The 21,267-nt window shown below is 68.3% G+C and carries 23 protein-coding genes; 11 read left to right on the plus strand and 12 right to left on the minus strand.

Annotation, left to right across the window (positions count from 1 at the left end):
* Window positions 1-141: 141 nt before the first annotated feature.
* The gene (locus tag OHB24_RS12320; protein WP_327639120.1) at window positions 142-891 is read right to left on the minus strand and encodes a glycoside hydrolase family 16 protein; all 750 of its coding nucleotides are present in this window, start codon (window positions 889-891) and stop codon (window positions 142-144) included.
* 75 nt (window positions 892-966) lie between these two features.
* On the opposite strand from OHB24_RS12320, the gene sigJ reads away from it, so the two are divergent.
* Window positions 967-1,857 carry an RNA polymerase sigma factor SigJ gene (gene sigJ / locus OHB24_RS12325; protein WP_327639121.1) on the plus strand — a complete coding sequence of 297 codons (891 nt, stop codon included), beginning with the start codon at window positions 967-969 and terminating at the stop codon, window positions 1,855-1,857.
* On the opposite strand, the gene OHB24_RS12330 is transcribed toward sigJ, so the two are convergent.
* Complete coding sequence (locus tag OHB24_RS12330) at window positions 1,838-2,581, minus strand: phosphotransferase family protein (protein ID WP_327639122.1); 744 nt, start codon at window positions 2,579-2,581, stop codon at window positions 1,838-1,840. The two genes, sigJ and OHB24_RS12330, sit on opposite strands and share 20 nt — an antisense overlap.
* An 87-nt stretch (window positions 2,582-2,668) precedes the next feature.
* Here OHB24_RS12330 and OHB24_RS12335 point away from each other — a divergent pair, with 87 nt between their 5' ends.
* Window positions 2,669-3,937: an FAD-binding oxidoreductase gene (locus tag OHB24_RS12335; RefSeq protein WP_327639123.1), complete on the plus strand. Its 1,269-nt coding sequence runs from the start codon at window positions 2,669-2,671 to the stop codon at window positions 3,935-3,937.
* Between the two features lie 71 nt (window positions 3,938-4,008).
* Here the strand turns inward: OHB24_RS12335 and OHB24_RS12340 are convergent, their stop codons facing one another.
* Both OHB24_RS12340 and OHB24_RS12345 read right to left on the minus strand, forming a co-directional pair.
* A complete protein-coding gene (locus OHB24_RS12340; RefSeq protein ID WP_327639124.1) occupies window positions 4,009-4,917 on the minus strand; it encodes an SH3 domain-containing protein in 909 nt (302 codons plus the stop codon).
* Between the two features lie 231 nt (window positions 4,918-5,148).
* Entirely contained in the window at window positions 5,149-5,796 is a 648-nt protein-coding gene (locus tag OHB24_RS12345; RefSeq protein WP_327639125.1) for a TetR/AcrR family transcriptional regulator, read from the minus strand.
* A 56-nt stretch (window positions 5,797-5,852) separates the two neighbouring features.
* Between OHB24_RS12345 and OHB24_RS12350 the strand changes: the two genes are divergently transcribed.
* Both OHB24_RS12350 and OHB24_RS12355 read left to right on the plus strand, forming a co-directional pair.
* Window positions 5,853-6,368 (plus strand): ester cyclase, encoded by a 516-nt coding sequence (locus OHB24_RS12350; protein ID WP_327639126.1) that lies wholly within the window; start codon window positions 5,853-5,855, stop codon window positions 6,366-6,368.
* Between the two features lie 145 nt (window positions 6,369-6,513).
* Complete coding sequence (locus OHB24_RS12355) at window positions 6,514-7,281, plus strand: enoyl-CoA hydratase/isomerase family protein (protein WP_327639127.1); 768 nt, start codon at window positions 6,514-6,516, stop codon at window positions 7,279-7,281.
* On the opposite strand, the gene OHB24_RS12360 is transcribed toward OHB24_RS12355, so the two are convergent.
* The 3 genes from OHB24_RS12360 to OHB24_RS12370 form a co-directional block, all read right to left on the minus strand.
* Entirely contained in the window at window positions 7,252-7,614 is a 363-nt protein-coding gene (locus tag OHB24_RS12360; protein ID WP_327639128.1) for a YciI family protein, read from the minus strand. The genes OHB24_RS12355 and OHB24_RS12360 overlap by 30 nt on opposite strands.
* An 86-nt stretch (window positions 7,615-7,700) precedes the next feature.
* A complete protein-coding gene (locus OHB24_RS12365) occupies window positions 7,701-7,856 on the minus strand; it encodes a DUF6131 family protein (RefSeq protein ID WP_165546417.1) in 156 nt (51 codons plus the stop codon).
* A 10-nt stretch (window positions 7,857-7,866) separates the two neighbouring features.
* Entirely contained in the window at window positions 7,867-9,294 is a 1,428-nt protein-coding gene (locus tag OHB24_RS12370) for an MFS transporter (protein WP_327639129.1), read from the minus strand.
* A 180-nt stretch (window positions 9,295-9,474) separates the two neighbouring features.
* On the opposite strand from OHB24_RS12370, the gene OHB24_RS12375 reads away from it, so the two are divergent.
* From OHB24_RS12375 to OHB24_RS12385, 3 genes are read left to right on the plus strand one after another with little or no spacing between them, the layout of a single operon-like run.
* Window positions 9,475-9,828 carry a YciI family protein gene (locus tag OHB24_RS12375; RefSeq protein ID WP_327641054.1) on the plus strand — a complete coding sequence of 118 codons (354 nt, stop codon included), beginning with the start codon at window positions 9,475-9,477 and terminating at the stop codon, window positions 9,826-9,828.
* Window positions 9,825-11,051, plus strand: coding sequence for an RNA polymerase sigma factor (locus tag OHB24_RS12380; RefSeq protein WP_327639130.1), 1,227 nt, complete (start codon window positions 9,825-9,827; stop codon window positions 11,049-11,051). Before OHB24_RS12375 ends, OHB24_RS12380 begins: the two co-directional genes overlap by 4 nt.
* Window positions 11,052-11,070: 19 nt before the next feature.
* Window positions 11,071-11,736: a hypothetical protein gene (locus tag OHB24_RS12385; RefSeq protein WP_327639131.1), complete on the plus strand. Its 666-nt coding sequence runs from the start codon at window positions 11,071-11,073 to the stop codon at window positions 11,734-11,736.
* Window positions 11,737-11,820: 84 nt separating this feature from the next.
* On the opposite strand, the gene OHB24_RS12390 is transcribed toward OHB24_RS12385, so the two are convergent.
* The 4 genes from OHB24_RS12390 to OHB24_RS12405 all read right to left on the minus strand — a co-directional run bounded on the left by OHB24_RS12390 (window position 11,821) and on the right by OHB24_RS12405 (window position 15,802).
* The gene (locus OHB24_RS12390; RefSeq protein ID WP_327639132.1) at window positions 11,821-12,372 is read right to left on the minus strand and encodes a DUF4240 domain-containing protein; all 552 of its coding nucleotides are present in this window, start codon (window positions 12,370-12,372) and stop codon (window positions 11,821-11,823) included.
* A 56-nt stretch (window positions 12,373-12,428) separates the two neighbouring features.
* On the minus strand, window positions 12,429-13,901 hold the full coding sequence (locus OHB24_RS12395) for a hypothetical protein (protein WP_327639133.1): 1,473 nt from the start codon (window positions 13,899-13,901) through the stop codon (window positions 12,429-12,431).
* A gap of 123 nt (window positions 13,902-14,024) precedes the next feature.
* The gene (locus tag OHB24_RS12400; protein WP_327639134.1) at window positions 14,025-14,969 is read right to left on the minus strand and encodes an aldo/keto reductase; all 945 of its coding nucleotides are present in this window, start codon (window positions 14,967-14,969) and stop codon (window positions 14,025-14,027) included.
* A gap of 29 nt (window positions 14,970-14,998) precedes the next feature.
* Window positions 14,999-15,802, minus strand: a complete 804-nt coding sequence (locus tag OHB24_RS12405) for an alpha/beta fold hydrolase (RefSeq protein WP_327639135.1) — start codon at window positions 15,800-15,802, stop codon at window positions 14,999-15,001.
* 77 nt (window positions 15,803-15,879) lie between these two features.
* Here OHB24_RS12405 and OHB24_RS12410 point away from each other — a divergent pair, with 77 nt between their 5' ends.
* Window positions 15,880-16,524, plus strand: coding sequence for a TetR/AcrR family transcriptional regulator (locus OHB24_RS12410; RefSeq protein ID WP_327639136.1), 645 nt, complete (start codon window positions 15,880-15,882; stop codon window positions 16,522-16,524).
* Here the strand turns inward: OHB24_RS12410 and OHB24_RS12415 are convergent.
* Window positions 16,504-17,580 carry a LacI family DNA-binding transcriptional regulator gene (locus OHB24_RS12415; RefSeq protein WP_327639137.1) on the minus strand — a complete coding sequence of 359 codons (1,077 nt, stop codon included), beginning with the start codon at window positions 17,578-17,580 and terminating at the stop codon, window positions 16,504-16,506. The two genes, OHB24_RS12410 and OHB24_RS12415, sit on opposite strands and share 21 nt — an antisense overlap.
* A 203-nt stretch (window positions 17,581-17,783) precedes the next feature.
* Here OHB24_RS12415 and OHB24_RS12420 point away from each other — a divergent pair, with 203 nt between their 5' ends.
* From OHB24_RS12420 to OHB24_RS12430, 3 genes are read left to right on the plus strand one after another with little or no spacing between them, the layout of a single operon-like run.
* Window positions 17,784-19,289, plus strand: coding sequence for a sugar ABC transporter ATP-binding protein (locus tag OHB24_RS12420; RefSeq protein ID WP_327639138.1), 1,506 nt, complete (start codon window positions 17,784-17,786; stop codon window positions 19,287-19,289).
* A complete protein-coding gene (locus OHB24_RS12425; protein ID WP_327639139.1) occupies window positions 19,286-20,302 on the plus strand; it encodes an ABC transporter permease in 1,017 nt (338 codons plus the stop codon). Before OHB24_RS12420 ends, OHB24_RS12425 begins: the two co-directional genes overlap by 4 nt.
* A complete protein-coding gene (locus OHB24_RS12430; protein WP_327639140.1) occupies window positions 20,292-21,260 on the plus strand; it encodes an ABC transporter permease in 969 nt (322 codons plus the stop codon). The genes OHB24_RS12425 and OHB24_RS12430 overlap by 11 nt, the downstream gene beginning before the upstream one ends.
* Window positions 21,261-21,267 lie beyond the last annotated feature (7 nt).

The following is a 21,267-nucleotide window of genomic DNA, read 5'->3' on the forward strand; positions in this document are numbered from 1 at the left end:
ATTCCTCAGGGTGCTGGGTCGCCCACGAGGAGAACATGACAACGGCCGCCTCGCAGGAGACGGCCGGGTGGGTACGCGCAGATTCAGGCCGTCAGGTCGACGGCCCACCACATACCTGCGCGCTGGAACATGCCACCGACCTTAGCGCACCCGGATGTGGTCGACGGCAAAGCTCGGGACATGGTCCCGCCCGGACTGCTCCGGGAAGTCGAAGACCGCGAGCATCAGCTGCATCGGGTACGTCGGAGCGCCCTGACAGCTGCGCACCGCGGTGCCGTCGACGGAGAACGTCGCCGTACCGCCGGACCACTCGACCGCGTACGTGTGGAACTCCCGTACGTCGATCGGCAGCCGCACCGCCTCGAAGTCCTGCGGTACGGCGGGGTCGCGGATGGTCTTGAGCCCCATGCCGACCGCAGCCGACTCACCGGGAACGAGCGCGTCGCCGAACACCTCCATCACACAGATCTCCCCACAGCGACCCGGCTGATCCTCCAGCCCGACCATCCAGAGCGACACCATGGACCCCGGACGGATGTCGGCGGCGGCGCGGAGCTCGACGTACCCGCCGTCCGAGGTGAGGCCCCAGAACGGCTCCTGCTCCTCTCGAACGAGCAGGCCGTCACGGTACGGCTGCTGGCCGATCGTGCTACCGACAGGACCCGAGTAGTTGCCCGACTGGACGCCGGAGACCCGCAGGTCCGGCTGGTGATCGCCGGCGCACCAGAGGCCCTGCTCGACGGGGATGCTGAGTGTCAGGCAGGAGCCGGCCAAGCTGTACGTCGCAGCAGAGGCGGCACGGGAGCTCCAGTGCGGTAGGTAGTACGGCGACCAGACCGACAGGTCCAGGGCCGGTCCGTCGAAGTCGTCCGCGAACACCGGGGAAGTCATGACCCCATGATCGGGTGATCCGGCGGCTTGTCACATCATGGTGGGCTGATCCGTCAGGGCACTGAGGAGGTAGCGGTGGACGAGCATGAGCAGTTGGCGCGGCGGTTCGAGGAGAACCGTGGGCACCTGCGTGCGGTCGCCTACCGGATGCTCGGGTCGTTGCCGGAGGCCGAGGACGCCGTACAGGAGGCCTGGCTGCGGCTGAGCCGTACTGACGTGAGTGACGTCGGCAATCTGGCGGGCTGGCTGACCACGGTGGTGTCGCGGGTGTGTCTGGACATGCTGCGCAGTCGCAAGTCGCGGCGGGAGGACTCACTGGACACGTACGTACCGGACCCGGTCATCGCCCGTGCAGACGGTGAGCTGGGGCCGGAGGACGAGGCGGTCCAGGCGGATGCGATCGGGCTGGCGTTGCTCGTCGTCCTGGAGACCCTGTCGCCGGCGGAGCGGCTGGCGTTCGTACTGCACGACATGTTCGGGGTCGGGTTCGACGAGATCGCCACGATTGTGGACAAGTCGCCGGCCGCGACGCGTCAGCTGGCGAGCCGCGCGCGTCGGCGGGTCCAGGGTGCGCCGGCGAGTGACGGCGATGTCAGCAGGCAGCGGGCCGTCGTCGAGGCGTTCATGGCCGCGTCGCGGGGCGGTGACTTCGAGGCATTGCTAGCACTGCTAGATCCGGACGTGCTGCTGCGCGCGGACGCGGGTACGGCGAGCGCCGAGTTCGCCGGACCGGCCGTGTCGAAGCTGGTTCGCGGCGCGAAGGCGGTCGTCGAGCAGGCGCTCCTGTTCAGCCGGATGGCGCCGTACAACCAGCTCGTTCTGGTCAACGGGCTGCCCGGCGTGATCACAGTCGTCAACGACCGCTTGATGGGCGTCATGTCCGTCACCGTGACCGACGGCAAGATCACTCAGATCGACATCCTCGCCGACCTCGACCGTCTCGAGGTCATCCCGCTACCAGCCTGAGCATCCGCTGCGCCTGCGCCTCCGCAGTCCCTGGTGGATTGCGGTCGGCGCTCGGCCCGCCCGGCCCGATCAGCGTCAGCCAGAACCCGGCCCACAGGCAGCGGGCCGCCCGGAAGCGTCCGGGGTCCACGGCGAACCGCCGTACCAACGGGGTCGGATCGGTCGCTCGCCAGGACAGGTGCTCGACCAGGTTCGCCAGCTCGACAGTGCGATCACCCAACCCCGCGTCCTCGAAGTCGACGATGCGGATCCGCTCGCCGTCCCACAGATAGTTGGTGAGGTTGGGGTCGCCGTGGGCAACCACAGGATCGGGTACGGCGGTCAGGTCGGGCGGCTCGTTGTCGAGCCAGGTACGGGCGGCCTCGGCGATCACGCCGTCGGTGTCGCGGAGCGCGACGAGTCCCGATCGGGTGCGGTCGACGAGCGCTTGCAGATCGATCGGCGCCAGATCGTCGACGGGCACTGACCAGAGTGACTGGAGAGCGTCGCCCAGAGCTGCTGTCTGGGCGGACGTGAGAGAGCCGCCCAGCGGTTCGCCGGGTACGACCGTCATCCTCAGCCACGGCGTCGGGTCTGTGGACAACTCGAGGGGAGTGGGCGCGAGGCCAGGTGCGGCGCGGGACAGCACGGTCAGCGCGGCCCATTCGCGGGCCGGCTCGTCGCGCGGCCACGACGCGTAGCGCTTGGTGAGGGTACGTCCGGAGATCTCGACAGAGTGAGTCATCGAGAAAAGTTTGGCGGACGTGTCGATCATCGGCGATCTCCTTCGACGTATGGGCAGGAAGCGGATACGGCGAAGGAGCGGGATCAGATGTCTACGCAGGCGATTGCAGCGGTTGCCGGTGACCTCGTGGCGGGACTGCTGGGGGCAGGGTTCAACGGCGCCGTCCGGCTGCCCGGAGAGCCGGAGTACGACGAGCAGCGGCGCTCCGTGATCCCTTCGGTGGACTCGCGCCCGCTCTTGGTGGCCGAGGCTTATGGGCGGACCGACGTGCAGGCAGCGGTGCGGACCGCTCGCGAGTACGGCGTACCGATCGCTGTGCAGGCGACGGGTCACGGCACGCGGGTGCCCGCTGACCGCGGGATCCTGTTGAAGACAACACAGATGACCGGCGTACTGATCGACCCGGAGCGCCGGATCGCCAAGGTCGCGCCGGGTGCCCGCTGGGGTGCGGTGCTGGATGCTGCGCGGCAGTTCGGGCTCGCCCCGCTGTCCGGGTCGCACCGCGACGTCGGCGTCACCGGGTACACGCTGGGCGGCGGAGTGGGGTGGCTGGCCCGCAAGTACGGGTTCGCGGCCGACAGCGTGATCCGCGCCGAGGTCGTCACCGCCGACGGTCGCGCCGTCACCGCGAGCGCCGAGCAGCACCCGGACCTGTTCTGGGCGATCCGCGGCGGCACCGGAAACTTCGGCATCGTCACCTCGCTGGAGTTCCGCCTGTACCCGGTCCGCGAGGTCCACGCCGGCATCGTCTACTACGGCATCGACCGCGCCGCCGCGATCCTCCGCCGGTACCGCGACTGGACCGCCACGATCCCCAACGAACTCAGCACCGCGGTCGTCCTGACCCGCGTCCCCGGCACCGAGCAGCGCGCCGTCGCGATCAAGGTCCTGTACGCCGGTGCCGCCGACCTGGCCGAACACCTGCTGAAGCCGCTGTTCGAGATCGCCGGCCCGCGGCTCGCCGGCGAGCTGAAGACGATCGAGTACGCCGACGCCGCGATGGGCGGCACGCCTGCTCGCCACCTCGATTTCCTGGACACGCTGACCGACGAGGTGATCGACGTGGTCACCGAGCTCGAGGACGCGATGGTCGAGATCCGCCACTGGGGCGGCGCGATGGCCCACCCGGGTCCCGGCGCCGGACCGATCGGCCACCGCGACGCGTCGTACTCACTGATCATCGACCGCGAGGTAGTGGGCCTGCCTACCTCGGGGCGGACGTTCGTGAACTTCCTCGGCGACCCGGGGCGCGCGGACACGGCGTACGGCGCCGCGGATCTGCAGCGGCTGCGCGAGGTGAAGCGGGCCTACGACCCGACGAACTTCTTCCACCTGAACGCCAACATCCGCCCATAGAAAAACGGCCCGGGTCCCCGCCCCGGGCCGTTCTCAGCGTCGATTCTTTGGCGTCGATTCGTTGGCGTCGATCAGACCGTGCCGGAGTTTCCGTAGACGCTCACGTGCACGTGGTCGTAGTGGTTCGCGGTTGCTCCACCGCGGTCCTCCATCGCGCGCCAGCCCTCGCTGCTGCGCTGGACCGTCCAGATGTGCTGCGACCAGATCAGCTGGCTGACGCCGAGCTTCTTGTAGTTGGCCTTCAGCCAGTCCGCGACCTCTTGGCCCTCAGAGCCGCTGACCATGATGTCGAGCGCGCGGCCGCTGGAGTGCTCCGACCCGGAGTCGCCCGACCGCAGACCGCCGTACGACGAGATGTCGGGGAACTTCGCGCAGATCGCGCGGTGCACCCGGATCGCGTCCTGGGTCAGGCCGTCCTCGACCGACGAACCCGACTCGCAGGCCGCCTGCGAGATCGCCCCGGAAACAGTCGCGACCGGCTTGGTGGCGGACAGGTACTGCGCCTTGACCCAGCGGGACTTGCCGTCGCTGACGACCTCGGCCCAGATGCCGTCGACCTTGCCGGAGACCGAGACCTTGGTGCCCTTCGGCAGCACGTCCAGCAGCAGACCGGTCAGCGGCAGCGACCAGAGGTTCACGTCGGTGGTGGTGTACTTCGTGCCGGTGACCTTCGGCGGCGTCGCATTCGCGGTCAGATCCTGCGCCGCGCGGGTCTTCGCCGAGGTCGGCTTCGGGATCGGCGCCTGCTTCTTCAGGTGCTTGGCTGTCGGGCTCGCCTTCGGCTTGGGCGCCGCGGTCGGAGTCGTCGACGTGGTGTTGATCGGCGGCCGCAGGGCGTCCCGGCTGATCGTGGCGTCGCGCGACAGCTGCAGGGACGAGCTGGCGATCGACGGGTCGAGCTGAACGTGCTGGCTGGGAAGTGCGGCGGCCGAACCGGTGGCAACCATCGCCACTGCCGCGCCCGGAATCGCTACCTTCACGAGACCTGGCTGGATGATCTTGGCGCGCGACTGTCGGTGTCGCGCCTGTCTATGCCGTCCTGCCGTCACTGGTAAATCCAATCTGCCGAGACCAAAACGTTATCGACCGGAGGAGTCAAGCACACTTCGCCGCGCCGGTTCGAATCGGCCCCTACTCTTAACGCATTACGAACATCCACTGGCTGGCGCCAGTCGTGATCTGCCCGCTATTCGGATGTGACCGTTCCGAGATCAAACGCTTGGTCGGCAGATCGCCGTCGTGATCGCGGTCGTCACGTGGTCGCCGTACCGCTCCGGAGTCCAGTCGCGGAGCAGGACGAGCAGCTCGTAGAGCTCGACGGAGATGTACGTCCACAGGATGTCGGCGACCTCGTCGAGGGTGATGCCGGGGCGGAGGTCGCCGGTCTCGAGCAGGTGGCGGCCGAACATCGTCATCCCGGTCAGCCGCTCGTCGAGCAACGTCTGCCAGGTCTCGCGGAGCGTCTCGTCGCCGTGCCGCCCGTCGCGGATCAGGATCTGGACCCGGGCTGACCGCTGCTGCCGCTCCACGAGGCCGTCGACGTACCTCCGGATCTTCCGCCGTATGTCGGGCTCAGCCTGGATCGCCAGTATCTCGGGGCGCTCCGCGAGCGGGACCGGCTCGTCGTCGCCGACGATGACGAAGTCGAAGACCGCCTTCGCGAGTGCGGCCTTGGTGCCGAAACCCTTGTAGATGCTCTCCGGCGAGACGCCGGCGCGACGGGCGACGGCACTGATCGTGGTCGCTTGGAAACCGTCCGCGTCGAACAGCTCGTGCGCCGCGACCACGACGTCGCGTCGCCGCAGCCGGGCCCGCTCGCGCCGCGAAGTTGCGTCGTAATTCCTCTTGACTTCCGCCATCACCGATCCGATGCTTTTGAGTACAGTCACACTGTATCTAATTATTGGGGGATCCGATGAGTACGACAACACAGGCCGGTGACGTCGCCGCCCGCAGCATCCTGATCATGGCCGACGGGGAACGGTCCGACTTCGACGCACTGATCCACCCGCAGGCGAGGAACCTGGAGGACGTCGTGGGGCCGGCGGGTGGCCGAGGACGCGGGCCGGCCGCCTTCTACGCGACAGCGCAGTGGCTGCGCGGCGCGTTCGAGGGCCTGTCGTACGAGATCGACCACGTGGTTGCTGATGGCAACCTCGTCGCGGTGAACTCCACGATGAAGGGCCGCCATGTGGCGCCGTTCGTCACGTACGCCGGCGACGGTTCGGTGGACACGGTGTTTCCGCCGACCGGCAGGACGTTCGCGGCCACCCAGTCACACTGGCTCCGGATCGAGGACGGCCTGGTCGTCGAGCACTGGGCGAACCGCGACGACCTCGGCCAGGCCAAGCAACTCGGCTGGGTCCCGCCGACCCCGGCGTACCTGTTCCGGATGGCCCGCGCGAAGTCCCGCGCCAAGCGCGCCGCCTGACGCGGACCTCCAGGCCATCACAATCACGCGCCGCACGCCGCTTCAGGCGTGGGCCGGCGCTGGAGAAGCAATTGTGATGGCCTGGCGGTCCATAGGTGTGACCCACAGCGCGGCGGCGCGGCCGTTGTTGCGGTTGACTGCGCGGGTGGGATTTCGGATCGAGGGTGGGGCGGTTGCGCGGCTGGTGATCGATCGCGCGGCGAAGCGGAACGCGCTGACCCGCGCCATGTGGGCGGCCCTGCCGGGGCTGCTCGACGACCTGGCGAGCGACGACGAGGTCAAAGTCCTGCTGGTGACCGGCGAGGGCGCGAGTTTCTCCGCCGGCGCCGATATCCGCGAGCTGATCTCGGGCACCGACCCGGCCGATCCGATGGCCGAGTTGCGGGCGTCCAACCTGCAGGCGCAGGCGGCGTTGCGGGAGTTTCCGAAGCCGACGATCGCGGTCATCCGCGGGCACTGCATCGGCGGCGGTCTGGAGATCGCGGTGAATTGCGACTTCCGCTTCGCCGCCCGAGACGCGAGCTTCGGCGTGACGCCGGCCCGGATCGGCGTCGTCTACCCACCGGCCGCGATCAAGGTGCTGCTCGACCTGGTCGGTCCCGCGACCACGAAGTACCTGCTCTTCAGCGGTGAGCTGCTGACCGCGGACCGCGCCGAGCTGAAGGGTTTGGTTGACCGCGTGGAGGACGACCCGATGGCGGCGGCCGAGGAGTTCGCGGACACGCTGGTGTCGCGGTCGCAGCTGACGATCCGCTCGGCCAAGGAATCGGTCAACGCACTGCTGGCCGGCAAGGACGGAGACGCGGCAGCGGTACGGCGGTATCGCGAGACGATCGCCTCGGGTGAGCTCGCGGAAGGGATCGAGGCCTTCACACAGAAACGCTCACCGAAGTTCGTCTGGCATCCCCGCTGAGATCAGGGTGCCGCGGAGCTCGACCCGGTCGTCGACCGCAGCTGAGACCCGGCCGGCGATCTCCTGCGCGCGGTCGTCGTCGGACGCGTCGATCAGGAAGAACCCGGCCAGTTGCTCCTTGGCCTCGCCGAACGGACCGTCGGTGACGACCTGCTGACCTTCCCGGATCTGCACGATCCGGCCGTCCTCCGGCGGTCGCAGCCCTTCCGAGCTGACCAGTTCACCGGACTCGGCGAGCTCCGCTTCGAGCCGCATCAACCGCTGCAGGGCCTCGTCGTCGTCCGCGGTCCACAGGCGGTCGACGCTCCGAAAGATCATCACGACGTACTTCATGGGCCACACGGTAACCACCCGCGCCGACAGAACCCCGCGGACGATCCCGCGGGGTTCTTGTGCTCTAGCAGATCAGGACGAGCCGATCAGTACCAGTGCCTTCGGCCGCCGACCGCGCGGCCGGTGGCTCCCAGAAGCCACAGGACCGCTCCGACCAGGAGCAGCACGATGCCGATGGTCCACAGGATCGAGATGTTGAGCACGAACCCGAGGATCAGCAGAATCAGTCCGAGGACCAGCATGGAACCTCCTTCAACTGGGCCGCCTGACGGTGGTGGCCACAGACGTCCGGTGCCCACCTCCGGGCGCCCGAACCTCTAACAGTCGTTTGAGAAGGAGGCAGCCGGCGAGGCCGATCGCGAGGAAGATCCACACCGTCGCGAATGCGATGCGGTAGCCGTGAGTGAGAGCGACCGGCGTGGCACCCGACGTACTGGCGGTGGCTACGGCGGAGACTGCGGCGACACCGACGGCCCCGCCGATCTGGAAGCTGGCGTTCTGCAGTCCGGACGCGACGCCCGCGTCTTCGCCCGCGACGTCGCTCAGTGAGGCGATCGAGCCGGCGACCGTACCTGCGCCCAGTCCGGCGCCGAAGATCGTCAGCCCCCAGAAGGCCAGCTCGAAGTATCCAGAGGACACGGTGAGCTGGGTCATCAGCGTCGTACCCAGTCCTGCGACCAGTAGTGACACGAAGGCGACCCGGCGCGGTCCGACTCGAGTGACGAGGTGCTGACCGACTATGGACGCCACGACCGCGGCTGCTGCCAGTACGGCGGACATGAAGCCGTAGCGGATCGCTGACACACCCAGTGCGAGCTGTGCGTACTGCGTGTAGACGAAGTTGAGTCCGAACGCCGCTAGCCCCCAGCTGATCGTGATGAGGTTGCCGCCGACCAGTGCGCGCGAGTGGAAGATCCGGAGCGGTACGAGCGGTGCAGCCGAGCGCCTCTCCACTGCTACGAACAGTGCGAACAGAGCGGCGGAGGCGAGCACCAGGAGTACGGTCTGCGTCGCCGACGACTCAGGTGCCTCGATGACGGCGTACACGAGGACGATGAGTGCTGCGGTGACGGTGATGGCACCGGCCACGTCGAACCCGCGGCGTCCCGGTCCCCGGCTGTCCAGCAGCAGTACGGGCGCCAGTACGAGGACCAGCAGGCAGACCGGCACGTTGATGAAGAAGATCCACTGCCAGCCGAGTCCCTCCGTAACGGGTCCGCCGACGAGCGAACCCGCCGTACCCCCGACCCCACTGGTCGCGCCCCAGATCCCCAGCGCCTTGTTGCGATCCGGACCGGACGGGAACGTGGTCATGACGATCGACAACGCACTGGGAGCCAGTACGGCGGCGGCCGCGCCCTGTAGCCCGCGTGCGAGGACCAGCGCGTCACCACTCCAGGCGAACCCACAGAGCAGAGAAGACCCTGCGAACAGCACCAGGCCGGTCATGAAGACACGCCGGCGACCCAGCAGGTCGGAGATCCGGCCGCCGAGCAGCAGGAGGCCGCCGAACATCAGCCCGTACCCGCTGGGCACCCACTGCGCGCCACCGGTCGAGAAGGTCAGCTCCCGCTCGATCGACGGCACGGCGACCAGCACGATCGACGCGTCCAGGATGATCATGAACCCGGTCAGACAGAGCAACGCTAGCGCGATCCAGCGCTTCGAATGCGAAACCATCAGGCATCTCCAGTACGGCGGGACGCCCCGGCTGAGCGTCACTCGGCGGAGACGTCGGTGCCGACCGGGTGGATTTCGACATTCCGATTCTGTCGAAGTACGGCGTACCTGCTTCGACGTACCTGTTAACTGGGGGTCACAGCGGCCTCCACTCGGGACAGGATGGTGACTGTGAAGTACATGCTGCTGATCTACAGCAACGCCGAGAGCTGGGCGAGCCTGTCGGCCGAGCAACGCGACGGCCTGAGCGAGGCGCACGAGGCACTGTCGCGGGAGCTGACCGAGCAGGGCCTGCTGGTCAGTGCCGCCGGTCTGGCCGACCCGATCACCACCCGGACCGTTCAGGTGCGTGACGACACCACGACCACGACGGACGGGCCGTACGCCGAGGCGAAGGAGCACCTGGCCGGGTTCTACCTGGTGGAGTGCGACACCATCGACCAGGCGATCGGGTACGCGGCCCGCATGCCGGACGCCGAGTACGTCGCCGTGGAGGTGCGACCGGTCATGGACATGTCTGGGCTGGAGATGTGACTGGCTTCGAGCTGCTGCTGCGGGAGCAGACGCCGCAGGTGCTCAGTGCGCTGGTCCGGCACTACGGGCACTTCGACCTGGCCGAGGAAGCGGTCCAGGAGGCTCTGCTCGCGGCCTCGCAGCAGTGGCCGACCGAAGGCGTGCCGGACAACCCGCGTGGCTGGCTGATCCGGGTCGGGTCGCGTCGGCTCACCGATCTGCTCCGTAGCGAGTCGGCCAGACGGCGGCGTGAGGAGAACGCGGCACAGCTCGCCGCCCCGGAGGAGTTCGTCGCGTCAGGCCCGGAGATCGACGATCCGGGCGGTAGCGACGACACACTGACTTTGCTGTTCCTCTGTTGCCATCCGGCGTTGTCGGCGGCGTCGCAGATCGCACTGACGCTGCGTGCGGTCGGTGGTCTCACCACTGCGCAGATCGCGGCCGCGTTCCTGGTGCCGGAGGCAACCATGGCGCAGCGGATCAGCCGGGCGAAGCGGAGCATCAAGCAGGCAGGCAGTTCGTTCGAGATGCCGCCGGAGGCGGAGCGGGACGAGCGGATGGGCGCCGTACTGCATGTGCTCTACCTGATCTTCAACGAGGGCTACACGGCGTCGTCCGGTACGTCGTTGCACAGTGCGGAGCTGACGACCGAGGCGATCCGGCTGGTGCGTGGCGTGCGGAAGCTGCTGCCGGACGACGGTGAGGTGGCGGGGCTGCTGGCGCTGATGCTGCTGACCGACGCGCGGCGGGCGGCACGGACCGGTGCGGACGGGACACTGATCCCGCTGGCCGAGCAGGACCGCTCCAAATGGAACCGGGCCGCCATCGTCGAGGGGGAGGCGATGGTGAGCGATGCGCTGTCGCGGACGCAGCTGGGGCCGTACCAGGTACAGGCCGCGATCGCTGCGGTACATGACACGGCAGAGCGTGCTGACGACACGGACTGGCGGCAGATCGTCGCGCTGTACGACGTACTCGAGCAACTGGTCGACAACCCGATGGTGAAGCTCAACCACGCGGTGGCAGTGGGTATGGCGGTCGGCCCGAAGGAGGGGCTCGCCGTACTCGAGCCACTCGAGTCGGACGACCGCATGAACCACCGGCTCGAGGCTGTCCGCGCGCATCTGCTCGAGATGTCCGGTGACGTAGCCGCTGCGCGGGAGAGCTACCTGCTGGCGGCCCGCCGTACGACGAGCATGCCGGAGCGGAGCTACCTGCAGTCGAAGGCGGACCGGCTGACCTGAGGTCGCGTAGGTTGGACGTGTGGATCTCACCAGGGCCTCACTCCTCCGCGAGATGCTGACCGGCACCGAACTGGGTAGCCGGACCACAGAGTTCGGCTATGCGCTGCGACGCTTCACCACCAGGCGCAGCGGGCTCATGCTGTTCGGACCGGTCGACGACGAGCCCTGGCACCTGACCGCCCACCTGGACGACGAACTCCACCGGGCCGGCGTCGAGGACCTGCGACCGTCACTGGTCCGCTGGGCGCCACCGCCAGACGCACCACCGCACCTGGCGATCGGCCTGGACCGCTTGCGCGACTCTGGTCGCGGTGAGTCGTTGCTGGTCGTCGCTGAGGACGCACCCACCGACACGCTGCTGGAACGCATCAGCGACGTACGGCGACGCGGTACGACGATCTTCAGTATCGGAAACGGCAATACCGAGCTAACGTCCCTCAGCCACGAAACACTCGTACCCGAACTACTGGTCCCGGACGGCTTCGGCTGGACAACCCGATCGATCGAGTACGAGCACGACGAGCCACAGTCGGCGCTCACCGACGCAGACCCGCACATCGACGAGAGCTTCGAGACGGCCCAGCACCTGGTCAGCCTCGCCGCCGCAGACGAAGAGGCCGGCCGCTCCGGGTGGCGCCGCCGCCTCCGCAACGCCATCGAAAGACTCAGCGGCGAGCCTGCCTGACCCTGACCGCGCCTCGACAGCTACCCACACATCGGACAGGAGAGTCGGATTTCCGCTCTGCCCGGTCGCGTTCAGCTCCGGTCGTCAGGCGTTGAGGTACAGCGCTGAGAGCCGTGGCAGGCGCGTCTGCAGATCTTCTTCGTCGTCGAAGTCGATTTCCTTGCCTACGGGGAGGTCCGGGGTGTCCGGGGCGTCGCGGTCGACGGCCTTCCAGTACGCCGGCTCGTCGCCTGTCAGGTTCTTGTAGGCGTGGCTGCCGACGTGCAGCATGCCTTCGCCGTCGAAGCCCTCGAACCCCTCCGGCCGGTCCTCGTCCACCACGTCGGCGAGCGAATCCGGTTCGGTCATCGCCGCTTCCCACACCTCCCGCCCTTGGGCGAGCAGCCAGCCCCGGAACGAGTCGAACCCGTCCTCCGAAGCACCGGAGTTGATCAGGTACGCCGCCGCCCACAGATCCCAGCGGTACGACTCGACCTGCAACCGCGCGAGTTCGGTCCCGAACCCGACGATCTCCTCGGCCTCCGCCGTACCAAGCACCTTGGTCAGCGCGTCCGCAACCCCGTCCGGATCAGCCACGGTGTCATCCACCGAGGCCCGCGCATCCTCGACCAGACCCCAGAACGAATCCCTGTCCACAAACAAACCATCTCACCGACCCCGGGTCCAGCGGGAGCGCTGATTGAGGATGATCTTCAGATAGATGGCTCAGGCGTTCCTGGCGCGCTACCGGCCAGGCTCGGCGTCGGCGGCTCAGCACTTTCCGTGTCCAACGGATCGGCATGAATATCCGGGCGCAGCGGGTGACCGTTCTCGGGCGGACGAGGGATCGCGTCGGCCTCGGCTCCGTCCTGTGACGACAATGCGGTGGACGTCAGCGACGGTCGTTCGTCCGAAGTCTCCGGTGCCTCGCGTAGCCGCGGCGGCGCCGCCGTCCAGACCCGCAGGTCCTGCACTATGTCGCCGTAGAAGGAGTTGATCGCCTTCTCCACCGAGTCGATGAACGAGCCGCGGCCCCGTCCACGCTTGCTACCGAGCGGTGATCCGAGCGCGATCCGGAATGAGCGCAGGTCCTTCTTCGGGTCCTCGATGAGCAACGCCGGCTGGTCACGGACAGCACGCAGCAACTCCGCCGTACCGGCCCCACGACCATGCATCACGAACGCTTCGACCCTTGTCGACTCCGGTGCGTGCCGGAGTTGGCGCAGAAGCCAGTTCACGCGGGTAGTAGCCCGGCCGTCCCGCGGTGCGGCGATGTCGACGTGACAGGTGACAACCCCTGCACGGAGATCGGTCGTGACGACCAGCGGCCCCACCGCGTTCGGGATGTTGATCGCTCCTTGGAGGCTTCCCTGCGTACTCATTGACTGCACCAGCGACTGCGAGCGCAGCGCGGGATCGGCCAGCTCCTTTCGGGACAACGCCGGCGTGACATCGTCGCCGAGCTTTCGGCCGAGTTGAAGGCTTACGTACGTGAGGAGCGCATCGAACCGGGCAGCAACCTCGGGTGCGCACTTGTCGCCGGGGCGGAGTGTGCCGGAGGCAACGGCTTCCCGGGTCGTCACCCACGAGGGACCCATGTCGTCGAACTGGAGCGCTCCTGACCGCGGATGCTCGAGGTAACGGACCAGCTCACCGAGGATCCAGGCTTGGTCAGGATCGGCGACGCCCCGATGTTCCTTCTGCAGCACGGCTTGCGCGAGGACCATCGACCAGGACCAATGGTGCAAAGCGACCCGCTTGAGCTTCCGCTTGTCGACCTTGGTCGGGTGCAGGCCGGCGACGGCCGGAATCTCGTTCGAGATCGTGATGACAGCGTCGAATCCCTGCTCACGGGCGATGTCGAGGTAGGCCTCGAGTTGTTCCGCGTCCAGTGCGTTGACGCCGGTCTTCACCTCGACGAGCGCCGTCCATTCTTTCTGGCCGCGCCGCGAACGCAGCAGTCCGTCTGGATAGAGGCGCCGCTCGCCCAGGTAGAACGGCACCTCTGTGTACGTCTCCAGTTGTCCTGCCGGTGCTCCCAGCGGCTGCGTCAGGACCCGGCCGAACTCACGCACCGACGACATCACGGCGAGCAGAGCGGACGTGGCTCGGCGCTCCTGTTCGTCGGCACCGTTGATTCCCGAGGTCGGTATCAGGCGTGCCTGGTGCCAGCTTTCCTCTGCCATGTGCCATCCCCCACCAACTCGTCACGGCAGACCCCCCACAGGCCCGTCACCGTGATCACCCCGTTGAGCACGGCACCCTACGCCTCTCGTCACGCAACGTGAAGGGGCCGCAGGATTTGGTCTCTACCAGATCTCGGCGAGTTGTTGGTGTTGGGTGGGGGTTAGGGAGAGGTTGGCGCCGGCGAGGGCGGTGGTGAGGTAGTTGGGGGTGCTGATGCCGACGATGGGGGTGATGGCGGGGGTGCCTCCGGTGAGCCAGGCGAGGACTACTGCGGAGCGGGTGGTGTTGAGGGTGGTGGCCAGGTCGTTGAGGGCCTCCAGGCGGCGGGTGCTGCCGGGGTGGTCGAAGGCTGGGTCGATGGGGCGGTCGGCCCGGTTCTCGTAGGCGCCGGACATCAGCGGGTTGTAGGCGAACAGCTGCTGCTCCGGGTTGTTCTGTGCGTAGTCAAGGACCTCGTCGGTGATCCAGCCGAAGCGGTGGTCGTGGATGTGGTCGCGGACGAACGGCCGGGGCTGCAGGTAGGAGTAGCGCAACTGCAGCGCACTCGGAGCCATGACGCCCAGCTCACCCGCCAGACCGCGCATCCGCTCCACCCGCCACAGTGCGTAGTTCGACAGCCCGAGGCGACCGATGGTGCCGGCCGCAGCGTGCTTGCCGAACGCGGCGACGGTCTCTTCCAGCGGAGTGGACCTGTCGTCGCGGTGTGCCCAGTAGAGGTCGATGTGATCGACACCGAGGCGGCGGAGGGACGTCTCGAGCGCCGCGTCGATCGCCTTGGCGCTCAGGCCTTCCGAGTGCTCGGGCCAGCTGCCTGGCCAGAGCGGCTCGCACCCGACCTTGGTCGCCAGCTTGACCCGATCCCGTACGCCGGGCCGCTGCGCGAACCATCTCCCGAGCAGCTCCTCACTCTGTCCGCCGTGTCCGCTCGGGTCCTGCCAGAACGCGTAGCAGTTCGCGGTGTCGATCCACTCACCACCGGCGTCCACATATGCGTCCAGCAACCGGAACGAGGTCTCTTCGTCGATCCGCGTCCCGTACTCCATCGCGCCCAGCGCAAGATTCACCATGCACCCGATCGAACTAGCTGGAGTGCGCACTAGGTCAAGTCAGCGAACTCCCGCAGTACCGGAGCCAGTGTCGCCGGCTCGGTTCCGTGGTTCTCACCGGGGATCGCCTTCAACGTCGCGGTAGGCAGGTGCGCGGCCACGGCCTGGGCGCCGGCGGAGAGCGCGGGCCAGGTCTTGTCGCCGTAGAGCACCAGCACGGGAACCTTCACGTCGGCCCAGCGGTCGGCAGGCAGCGGGTTGCCGGACATGGTGGTCCCCATGATGCGGCCGTCGTACGAGATCGTGTGCGCGATCTCCTCGACCGGCGCCCAGTACGGCGACTGCTTCATGCCGGGGATCGCCTCCGCGGGCATCATCGCGGCCGCGGTCATGAAGAGCTCGGCGGCCTTGTCCCGGCGCCCCTCCGCGACGAACGCGTCGAGCTGCTCCACGTAGTCGGTCGGCAGCGGCGGCCGTACGTCGTCAACAACGACCGGCGGCTCGAACAACACCAGCCCGGCGATCGGCAGCCCCGCAGCCGCGGCGTCCAGCGCCAGCAGACCGCCCGACGACCAGGCGAAGAGGATGGCCGGCTGACCAGCGTCCTCGATGAGGGCGGCGATGTCCTCGATCTCCCGCTGGATCGCGTACGGCGCGGTGTCGGTGCTCGCGCCGCGGCCACGCCGGTCGTACGCGTACGTCCGGAAGTCGTCGGTCAGCAGCTTCCCGACCTCGTCGTTCAGCGGGTTCACGGCCCGGTGCGCGGTCGCCCCGTCGATCAGGATCAGCGGTCTGCCTTCGCCGTACGCCTCGAAGTCGATCGTGGTGCCGTCGGCCGAAGTCACGGTGCTCATGGTCTTCTCCTCACTGGTTGGGAACTAGACCGTACAGTACTAGTCAGAGAACTGGACTGTCTAGTATGATTTTCTGCATGGAACCGGAAGAGGGACGAACGCCCCGCAAACGCCGAGCGATCCTGGCCGCGGCGACCGAGGTCTTCCTCAGTCACGGGTACCTCGGCGCGAGCATGGACGAGGTCGCGGCGAAGGCCGGCGTCTCCAAACAGACCGTCTACAAGCAGTTCGAGAACAAGGAGCGCCTGTTCTCCGAGATCGTCCTCGGCACCAGCGACCAGCTCCTCGACGGCCTCCAGCAGGCGTACGCCGACACGCTCGAAGGGGCCGCCGACGCGCGCGAAGCCCTGCGTGCGTTGGCGCATCGCCTGCTCCAGAGCCTCACCGCAGACAGTGTCCTGCAGCTCCGCCGGCTCGTGATCGCCGAGGCGGACCGGTTTCCCGAGGTGTGCGGCGCCTGGTTCAACACCGGCTTCGAGAAGTCGCTCGAGGCGCTCGGGCAGGCGCTGAGCCGCCTGAGCGACCGCGGCCTGTTGAAGCGGCTCGACGACCCGACGCTGGCGGCGTACCAGTTCGCCGGTCTGGTGATGTACAAGCCGATGAACCGCGCCATGTTCGCGGGCACCCGGCAGCGCCCGAAGCCCGGTGAGCTCGAGAAGCTCGCCGACCAAGCCGCCGAGGTCTTCCTGGCGGCCTACGGACTAGAGGGTGCCGCGCGTTGACGTGCGGACCACGAGTTCCGGCGTGAACGTCACGCGCTGGTGTTCGTGGTCCGGGTTCGACGACTCGTCCAGCAGCAACTCGGCGGCCGTCCGGCCGAGCAGCTGCCGCGGCTGACGCACCGAGGTGAGCGGTACTGCGGCCGCCTCCGCGAACTCGATGTCGTCGTACCCGACGATCGCGAGATCCTCCGGAACGCGCAGCCCCAGACTCACGCACTGTTGCAGCAATCCCAACGCCAGCAGGTCGTTCGCGCAGAACGCGGCCGTCGGCCGGCGATCGGCCGGGAGCCCCGCAAGTCGTTGCCCAGCGCCCCGACCTTCGGCGACCGTGAGCGCGCCGGTGGTCAACTCGATCAGGTTCGCCATCGGCTTCCCCGCGGTCCGCAGTGCGCGCCGGGCGCCGTCGCGGCGGTCGATGACCTGCCCGATCGTGTTCGGTCCGCCGACGTACGCGATCCGTTCGTGGCCGAGCTCCAGCAGGTGCGAGATCGCGAGCTCGCCGCCGAGGATGTCGTTCACCGCGACCGAACAGTGCGAAGCGTCGTCGAGCGCACGGTCGACCACGACCAGCGGCGTACCGCGGGACGGCAGCTCGCGCAGGCGGGACGAGTTCTGGTCGATCGGCGTGATCAGAATGCCCTGGACGCGTTGCTGTTCGAGCAGATCGAGGTACGCCGCCTCGCGGTCGGCGTCCTCGCTGCTGGTACAGAGGAACACCGACAGGCCGGCCGCCTGCGCAGCCTCCTCGACGCCCTTCGCGACATCGGTGAAGAACGGGTTGCCGGCGTCGAGCATCACGTACGCCAGGATCCGGCTGGAGCCTGCTCGCAGCTGGCGCGCCGACTCGTTCCGGACGAAGCCGAGTGAGGCCATCGCGGCCTCGACCTTCGCCCGGGTCAGTGGGCTGACCACCTCGGGCCGGTTCAGCACGTTCGAGACGGTCCCCAGCGAGACGCCGGCGGCCGCGGCGACCGCCTTCACCCCGGCCGCGTGCGGCTTCGGCGCGCGGCGTCGCCGGGTGCGCTCGGGCAGGGCTTCCGCGTCATCCACCGACACGAGAACCTCCCTCCGCAGCTGAAGCACTTGAAACGTCTTAGCGGCCGCAGAATACCCGCTCGCCGCGGATTCTCCGCAGTACCAGTCCGAGATCGGCCGCAAAACCCGGGCAGGCTCTTGACGGCCCCCGGGGCGCGAGCTTAGCGTCAGGGCACTCTCTTGAAACCTTTCATCCAAACTCCTGGCCCGGGACGGAGGTGACCATGTCCGACGGTTCGCCGATCCTGCGGGTGCGAGAGGTGTCGAAGTCCTTCGGAGCGGTCGCCGCGGTCCGGGACGTCTCCTTCGACCTGTACGGCGGTGAGGCGCACGCCCTGGTCGGTGAGAACGGGGCCGGGAAGTCAACGATCGTGAACATGCTGGCCGGCGTGCACCGCCCGGACGCCGGCGCCGTCGAACTGGACGGCCGCCCCCAGGACCTGGCCACCCCGGCCGACGCCAAGGCCGCCGGGATCGCCGTCATCTACCAGGAGCCGACACTGTTCCCGGACCTGTCCGTCGCGGAGAACATCGCGATGGGCCGCCAGCCGCTGGGTCGTTTCAAAACCATCGACCGGGCCGCGATGGTCCGGCAGGCCGCCCAGCTGTTCACCCGGCTCGGCGTGTCGATCGATCCGAACCGTCCGGCCCGCGGTCTGTCGATCGCCGACCAGCAACTGGTCGAGATCGCGAAGGCGCTGTCCACCGACGCGCGCGTGGTGGTGATGGACGAGCCGACCGCGGCGCTGACCGGGGTCGAGGTCGAGCGCTTGTTCGCGGTCGCGCGGTCACTGCGCGACGACGGCGCCGCGGTCATGTTCATCTCGCACCGGTTCGAGGAGGTCACCGCGCTCTGCCAGCGGGTCACGATCATGCGCGACGGCCGGCACGTCTCGACCGATCTACTGAGCGACCTCACCGTCGACGAGATGGTCCGCAAGATGGTCGGCCGCGACCTCGGCGCCCTCTTCCCCAAGCAGGACGTCGAACCCGGCGCGGTCGCCGTCAGCGTCCGAAACCTGACCCGGGACCCGGTGTACGCCGACGTGTCGTTCGACGTCCGCGCCGGCGAGATCGTCGCGCTGGCCGGCCTGGTGGGATCCGGCCGCTCCGAGGTCGTGCAGTCGATCTTCGGCGTCGACCCGCGCGACTCCGGCACGGTCGAGGTCGGCGGCAAGATTCTCCCGCCGGGTTCTCCGAAGCGGGCGATGGCGGCCGGTGTCGCGCTCGTACCGGAGGATCGTCGCCAGCAGGGCTTGGTGATGGAGCTCTCGATCGAGCGCAACGTCACGTTGCCCCGGTCGCGATCGCTGTCGCAGCTCGGCTTCCTCACCGGTAGCCGGGAACGACGTTCCGCCAAGGAATGGACCGACCGGCTGAAGACGAAGTACAGACGGCTGTCCGACGAGGTCGGGACGCTCTCGGGTGGCAACCAGCAGAAGGTCGTGCTGGCCAAGTGGCTCGCGACCAGACCCAAGGTGCTGATCGTCGACGAGCCGACACGGGGGATCGATGTCGGCACCAAGGCCGAGGTCCACCGGCTGATGTCGTCGCTAGCAGCCGACGGCGTCGCGGTGCTGATGGTGTCGTCCGAGCTGCCCGAGGTGCTCGGGATGGCGGATCGCGTACTGGTGATGCGCGAGGGCCGCCTGGTCGCGGAGCTGAGCCGGGCCGAAGCCACCGAGGAAGCAGTCATGTTCGCCGCGACCGGGCAGGAGGCGGCGTTGTGACCGCTGTCGATCTGCCTGCTCCGCGGCGCTCCTCGCTCGATGCCGTACTGCGTGCTCGCGAGCTCGGCATCGTCATCGCGCTGGCGCTTCTGGTCGCGGTGACAGCGACTTCCAACTCGCGCTTCCTGTCCGGGCAGAGCATCCGCGACATCCTGCTCAACACCGCGATCCTGGCCGTTCTGGCGGTCGGCCAGGCCGTGGTGGTGATCACCCGCAACATCGACCTCTCCGTCGGCTCGGTGCTCGGTCTCAGCGCTTTCACCGTCGGCACCCTCCTCCACAACAACAACCTGCCGGTGATCCTCGCCCTCCTCGTCGGTGTGGGCGTCGGCGTGGTCTGCGGTGCACTCAACGGGGTCCTGGTCCGGTACGGCAACGTCCCCGCGCTGGTCGTCACCCTCGGGACGCTTTACGTGATCCGCGGTGTGACGTACTTCTGGGCCGGCGGCAGCCAGATCAACGCCGACGAACTGCCCTCCGGTTTCCTCGACTTCGGCAACGCCACCGTGATCGGGATCCCGTACCTCGTGCTGCTGGCGGTTCTGGTGCTCGTGGTGACCGGCGTCGTCCTGCGCAGCTACCGGACGGGCCGGGAGTTGTACGCGATGGGTTCCAGCCCGCACGCCGCGCGGCTCGCCGGCATCCCGGTCGGTCGCCGTACGGTCGGCGCCTTCGTCGTCAGCGGCGGGCTGGCCGGGCTCGCGGGTGTGCTCTTCGCCGCGCGGTTCGGCACGATCGACGCGGCGGCCGGGACCGGCTACGAGCTCAACGTCGTCGCGGCCGTCGTGGTGGGCGGCGTCGCGGTCTTCGGCGGCAGTGGGACCGTCTGGGGCGCCGCGCTCGGAGCGCTCCTGCTGACCACGATCGGCAGCGCTCTCGCCGTCCTCGAGATCAACCAGTTCTGGCAGCAGGCGATCGTCGGTGCGCTGATCCTGCTGGCGATCGGCGCCGATCGTCTGGTCGCGGCCCGGGTCGCCGCGAGCCTGAAGAAGCGGAGCTCCCATGTCGGCTGAGCTCACGGCCACCCGCGTGGCACGGTTCGCGAACTGGAACGTCGCGATCATCGCGATCACCGTCGTGGTGCTGATCGTCGCCGCCGCGACCGTGGACAATTTCGGTACGTCGCAGAACTTCGGCTTCCTCGTCCTCGACGTGCTGCCGATCGCGATCATCGCGCTGCCGATGACGCTGGTCATCGTCACCGGCGAGATCGACCTGTCGGTGGCCAGCACGCTCGGCCTGTCGAGCGCGGTGATGGGCTACCTGTGGAACGCGAACCAGCCGATCGAGACGATCATCCCGCTCTGCCTGCTGCTGGGCGCGGTCCTCGGGGCGGTCAACGGCTTCTTCGTCACGGTCCTCGGTCTGCCGTCGCTCGCGGTCACGATCGGCACCCTCGCGCTGTACCGCGGCCTGGCGTTCGTCGTCCTCGGCGACAGCGCGGTCGCCGACTTCCCGTCGGCGTACACCGACTGGGTCACCGGCACGATCGGGGGTACGCCGTTCCCCAACGTGCTGATCATCATCGTCGTCCTGGCTGTCGTGTTCGGCGTGATCCTGCACGCAACGCCGATCGGCCGGGCCGTGTTCGCGGTCGGCGCGAGTGAGCAGGCTGCCCGGTTCGCCGGCGTCCGCCCGGGTCGGCTGAAGTTCTGGCTGTACGTCGCCGGCGGCCTCGTCTCGGGCCTCGCCGGGGTGTTGTGGACGCTTCGCTACTCCAGTGCCCGGGCCGACAACGGCGCCGGGCTGGAACTCGCCGTGGTTGCCGCCGTCCTGCTCGGCGGCGTCTCGATCTTCGGCGGTAAGGGCGCGCTCGCCGGTGTGGTCGCCGGTGTCGTGCTCCTCGGCTCGCTGCAGAACGCACTGCGGCTGTCCGACGTGTCCAACGAGGCCCTCAACGTGGTGACCGGCGTACTGCTGATCGCCTCGGTCCTCGGCCCCAACCTCGCCAACCGACTGCGTCGTAACTGAAGGGGTG

Source organism: Kribbella sp. NBC_00482 (assembly GCF_036013725.1).
Taxonomy (GTDB): domain Bacteria; phylum Actinomycetota; class Actinomycetes; order Propionibacteriales; family Kribbellaceae; genus Kribbella.

Excerpts from the sequence above, each read along its gene's own strand:
- OHB24_RS12320 (WP_327639120.1), bottom strand. The coding sequence starts at position 891 with ATGACTTCCCCGGTGTTCGCGGACGACTTCGACGGACCGGCCCTGGAC.
- OHB24_RS12330 (WP_327639122.1), bottom strand. The coding sequence starts at position 2,581 with ATGACTCACTCTGTCGAGATCTCCGGACGTACCCTCACCAAGCGCTAC.
- OHB24_RS12335 (WP_327639123.1), top strand. The coding sequence starts at position 2,669 with ATGTCTACGCAGGCGATTGCAGCGGTTGCCGGTGACCTCGTGGCGGGA.
- OHB24_RS12345 (WP_327639125.1), bottom strand. The coding sequence starts at position 5,796 with ATGGCGGAAGTCAAGAGGAATTACGACGCAACTTCGCGGCGCGAGCGG.
- OHB24_RS12350 (WP_327639126.1), top strand. The coding sequence starts at position 5,853 with ATGAGTACGACAACACAGGCCGGTGACGTCGCCGCCCGCAGCATCCTG.
- OHB24_RS12360 (WP_327639128.1), bottom strand. The coding sequence starts at position 7,614 with ATGAAGTACGTCGTGATGATCTTTCGGAGCGTCGACCGCCTGTGGACC.
- OHB24_RS12365 (WP_165546417.1), bottom strand. The coding sequence starts at position 7,856 with ATGCTGGTCCTCGGACTGATTCTGCTGATCCTCGGGTTCGTGCTCAAC.
- OHB24_RS12370 (WP_327639129.1), bottom strand. The coding sequence starts at position 9,294 with ATGGTTTCGCATTCGAAGCGCTGGATCGCGCTAGCGTTGCTCTGTCTG.
- OHB24_RS12375 (WP_327641054.1), top strand. The coding sequence starts at position 9,475 with ATGCTGCTGATCTACAGCAACGCCGAGAGCTGGGCGAGCCTGTCGGCC.
- OHB24_RS12395 (WP_327639133.1), bottom strand. The coding sequence starts at position 13,901 with ATGGCAGAGGAAAGCTGGCACCAGGCACGCCTGATACCGACCTCGGGA.
- OHB24_RS12400 (WP_327639134.1), bottom strand. The coding sequence starts at position 14,969 with ATGGTGAATCTTGCGCTGGGCGCGATGGAGTACGGGACGCGGATCGAC.
- OHB24_RS12405 (WP_327639135.1), bottom strand. The coding sequence starts at position 15,802 with ATGAGCACCGTGACTTCGGCCGACGGCACCACGATCGACTTCGAGGCG.
- OHB24_RS12410 (WP_327639136.1), top strand. The coding sequence starts at position 15,880 with ATGGAACCGGAAGAGGGACGAACGCCCCGCAAACGCCGAGCGATCCTG.
- OHB24_RS12420 (WP_327639138.1), top strand. The coding sequence starts at position 17,784 with ATGTCCGACGGTTCGCCGATCCTGCGGGTGCGAGAGGTGTCGAAGTCC.
- OHB24_RS12430 (WP_327639140.1), top strand. The coding sequence starts at position 20,292 with ATGTCGGCTGAGCTCACGGCCACCCGCGTGGCACGGTTCGCGAACTGG.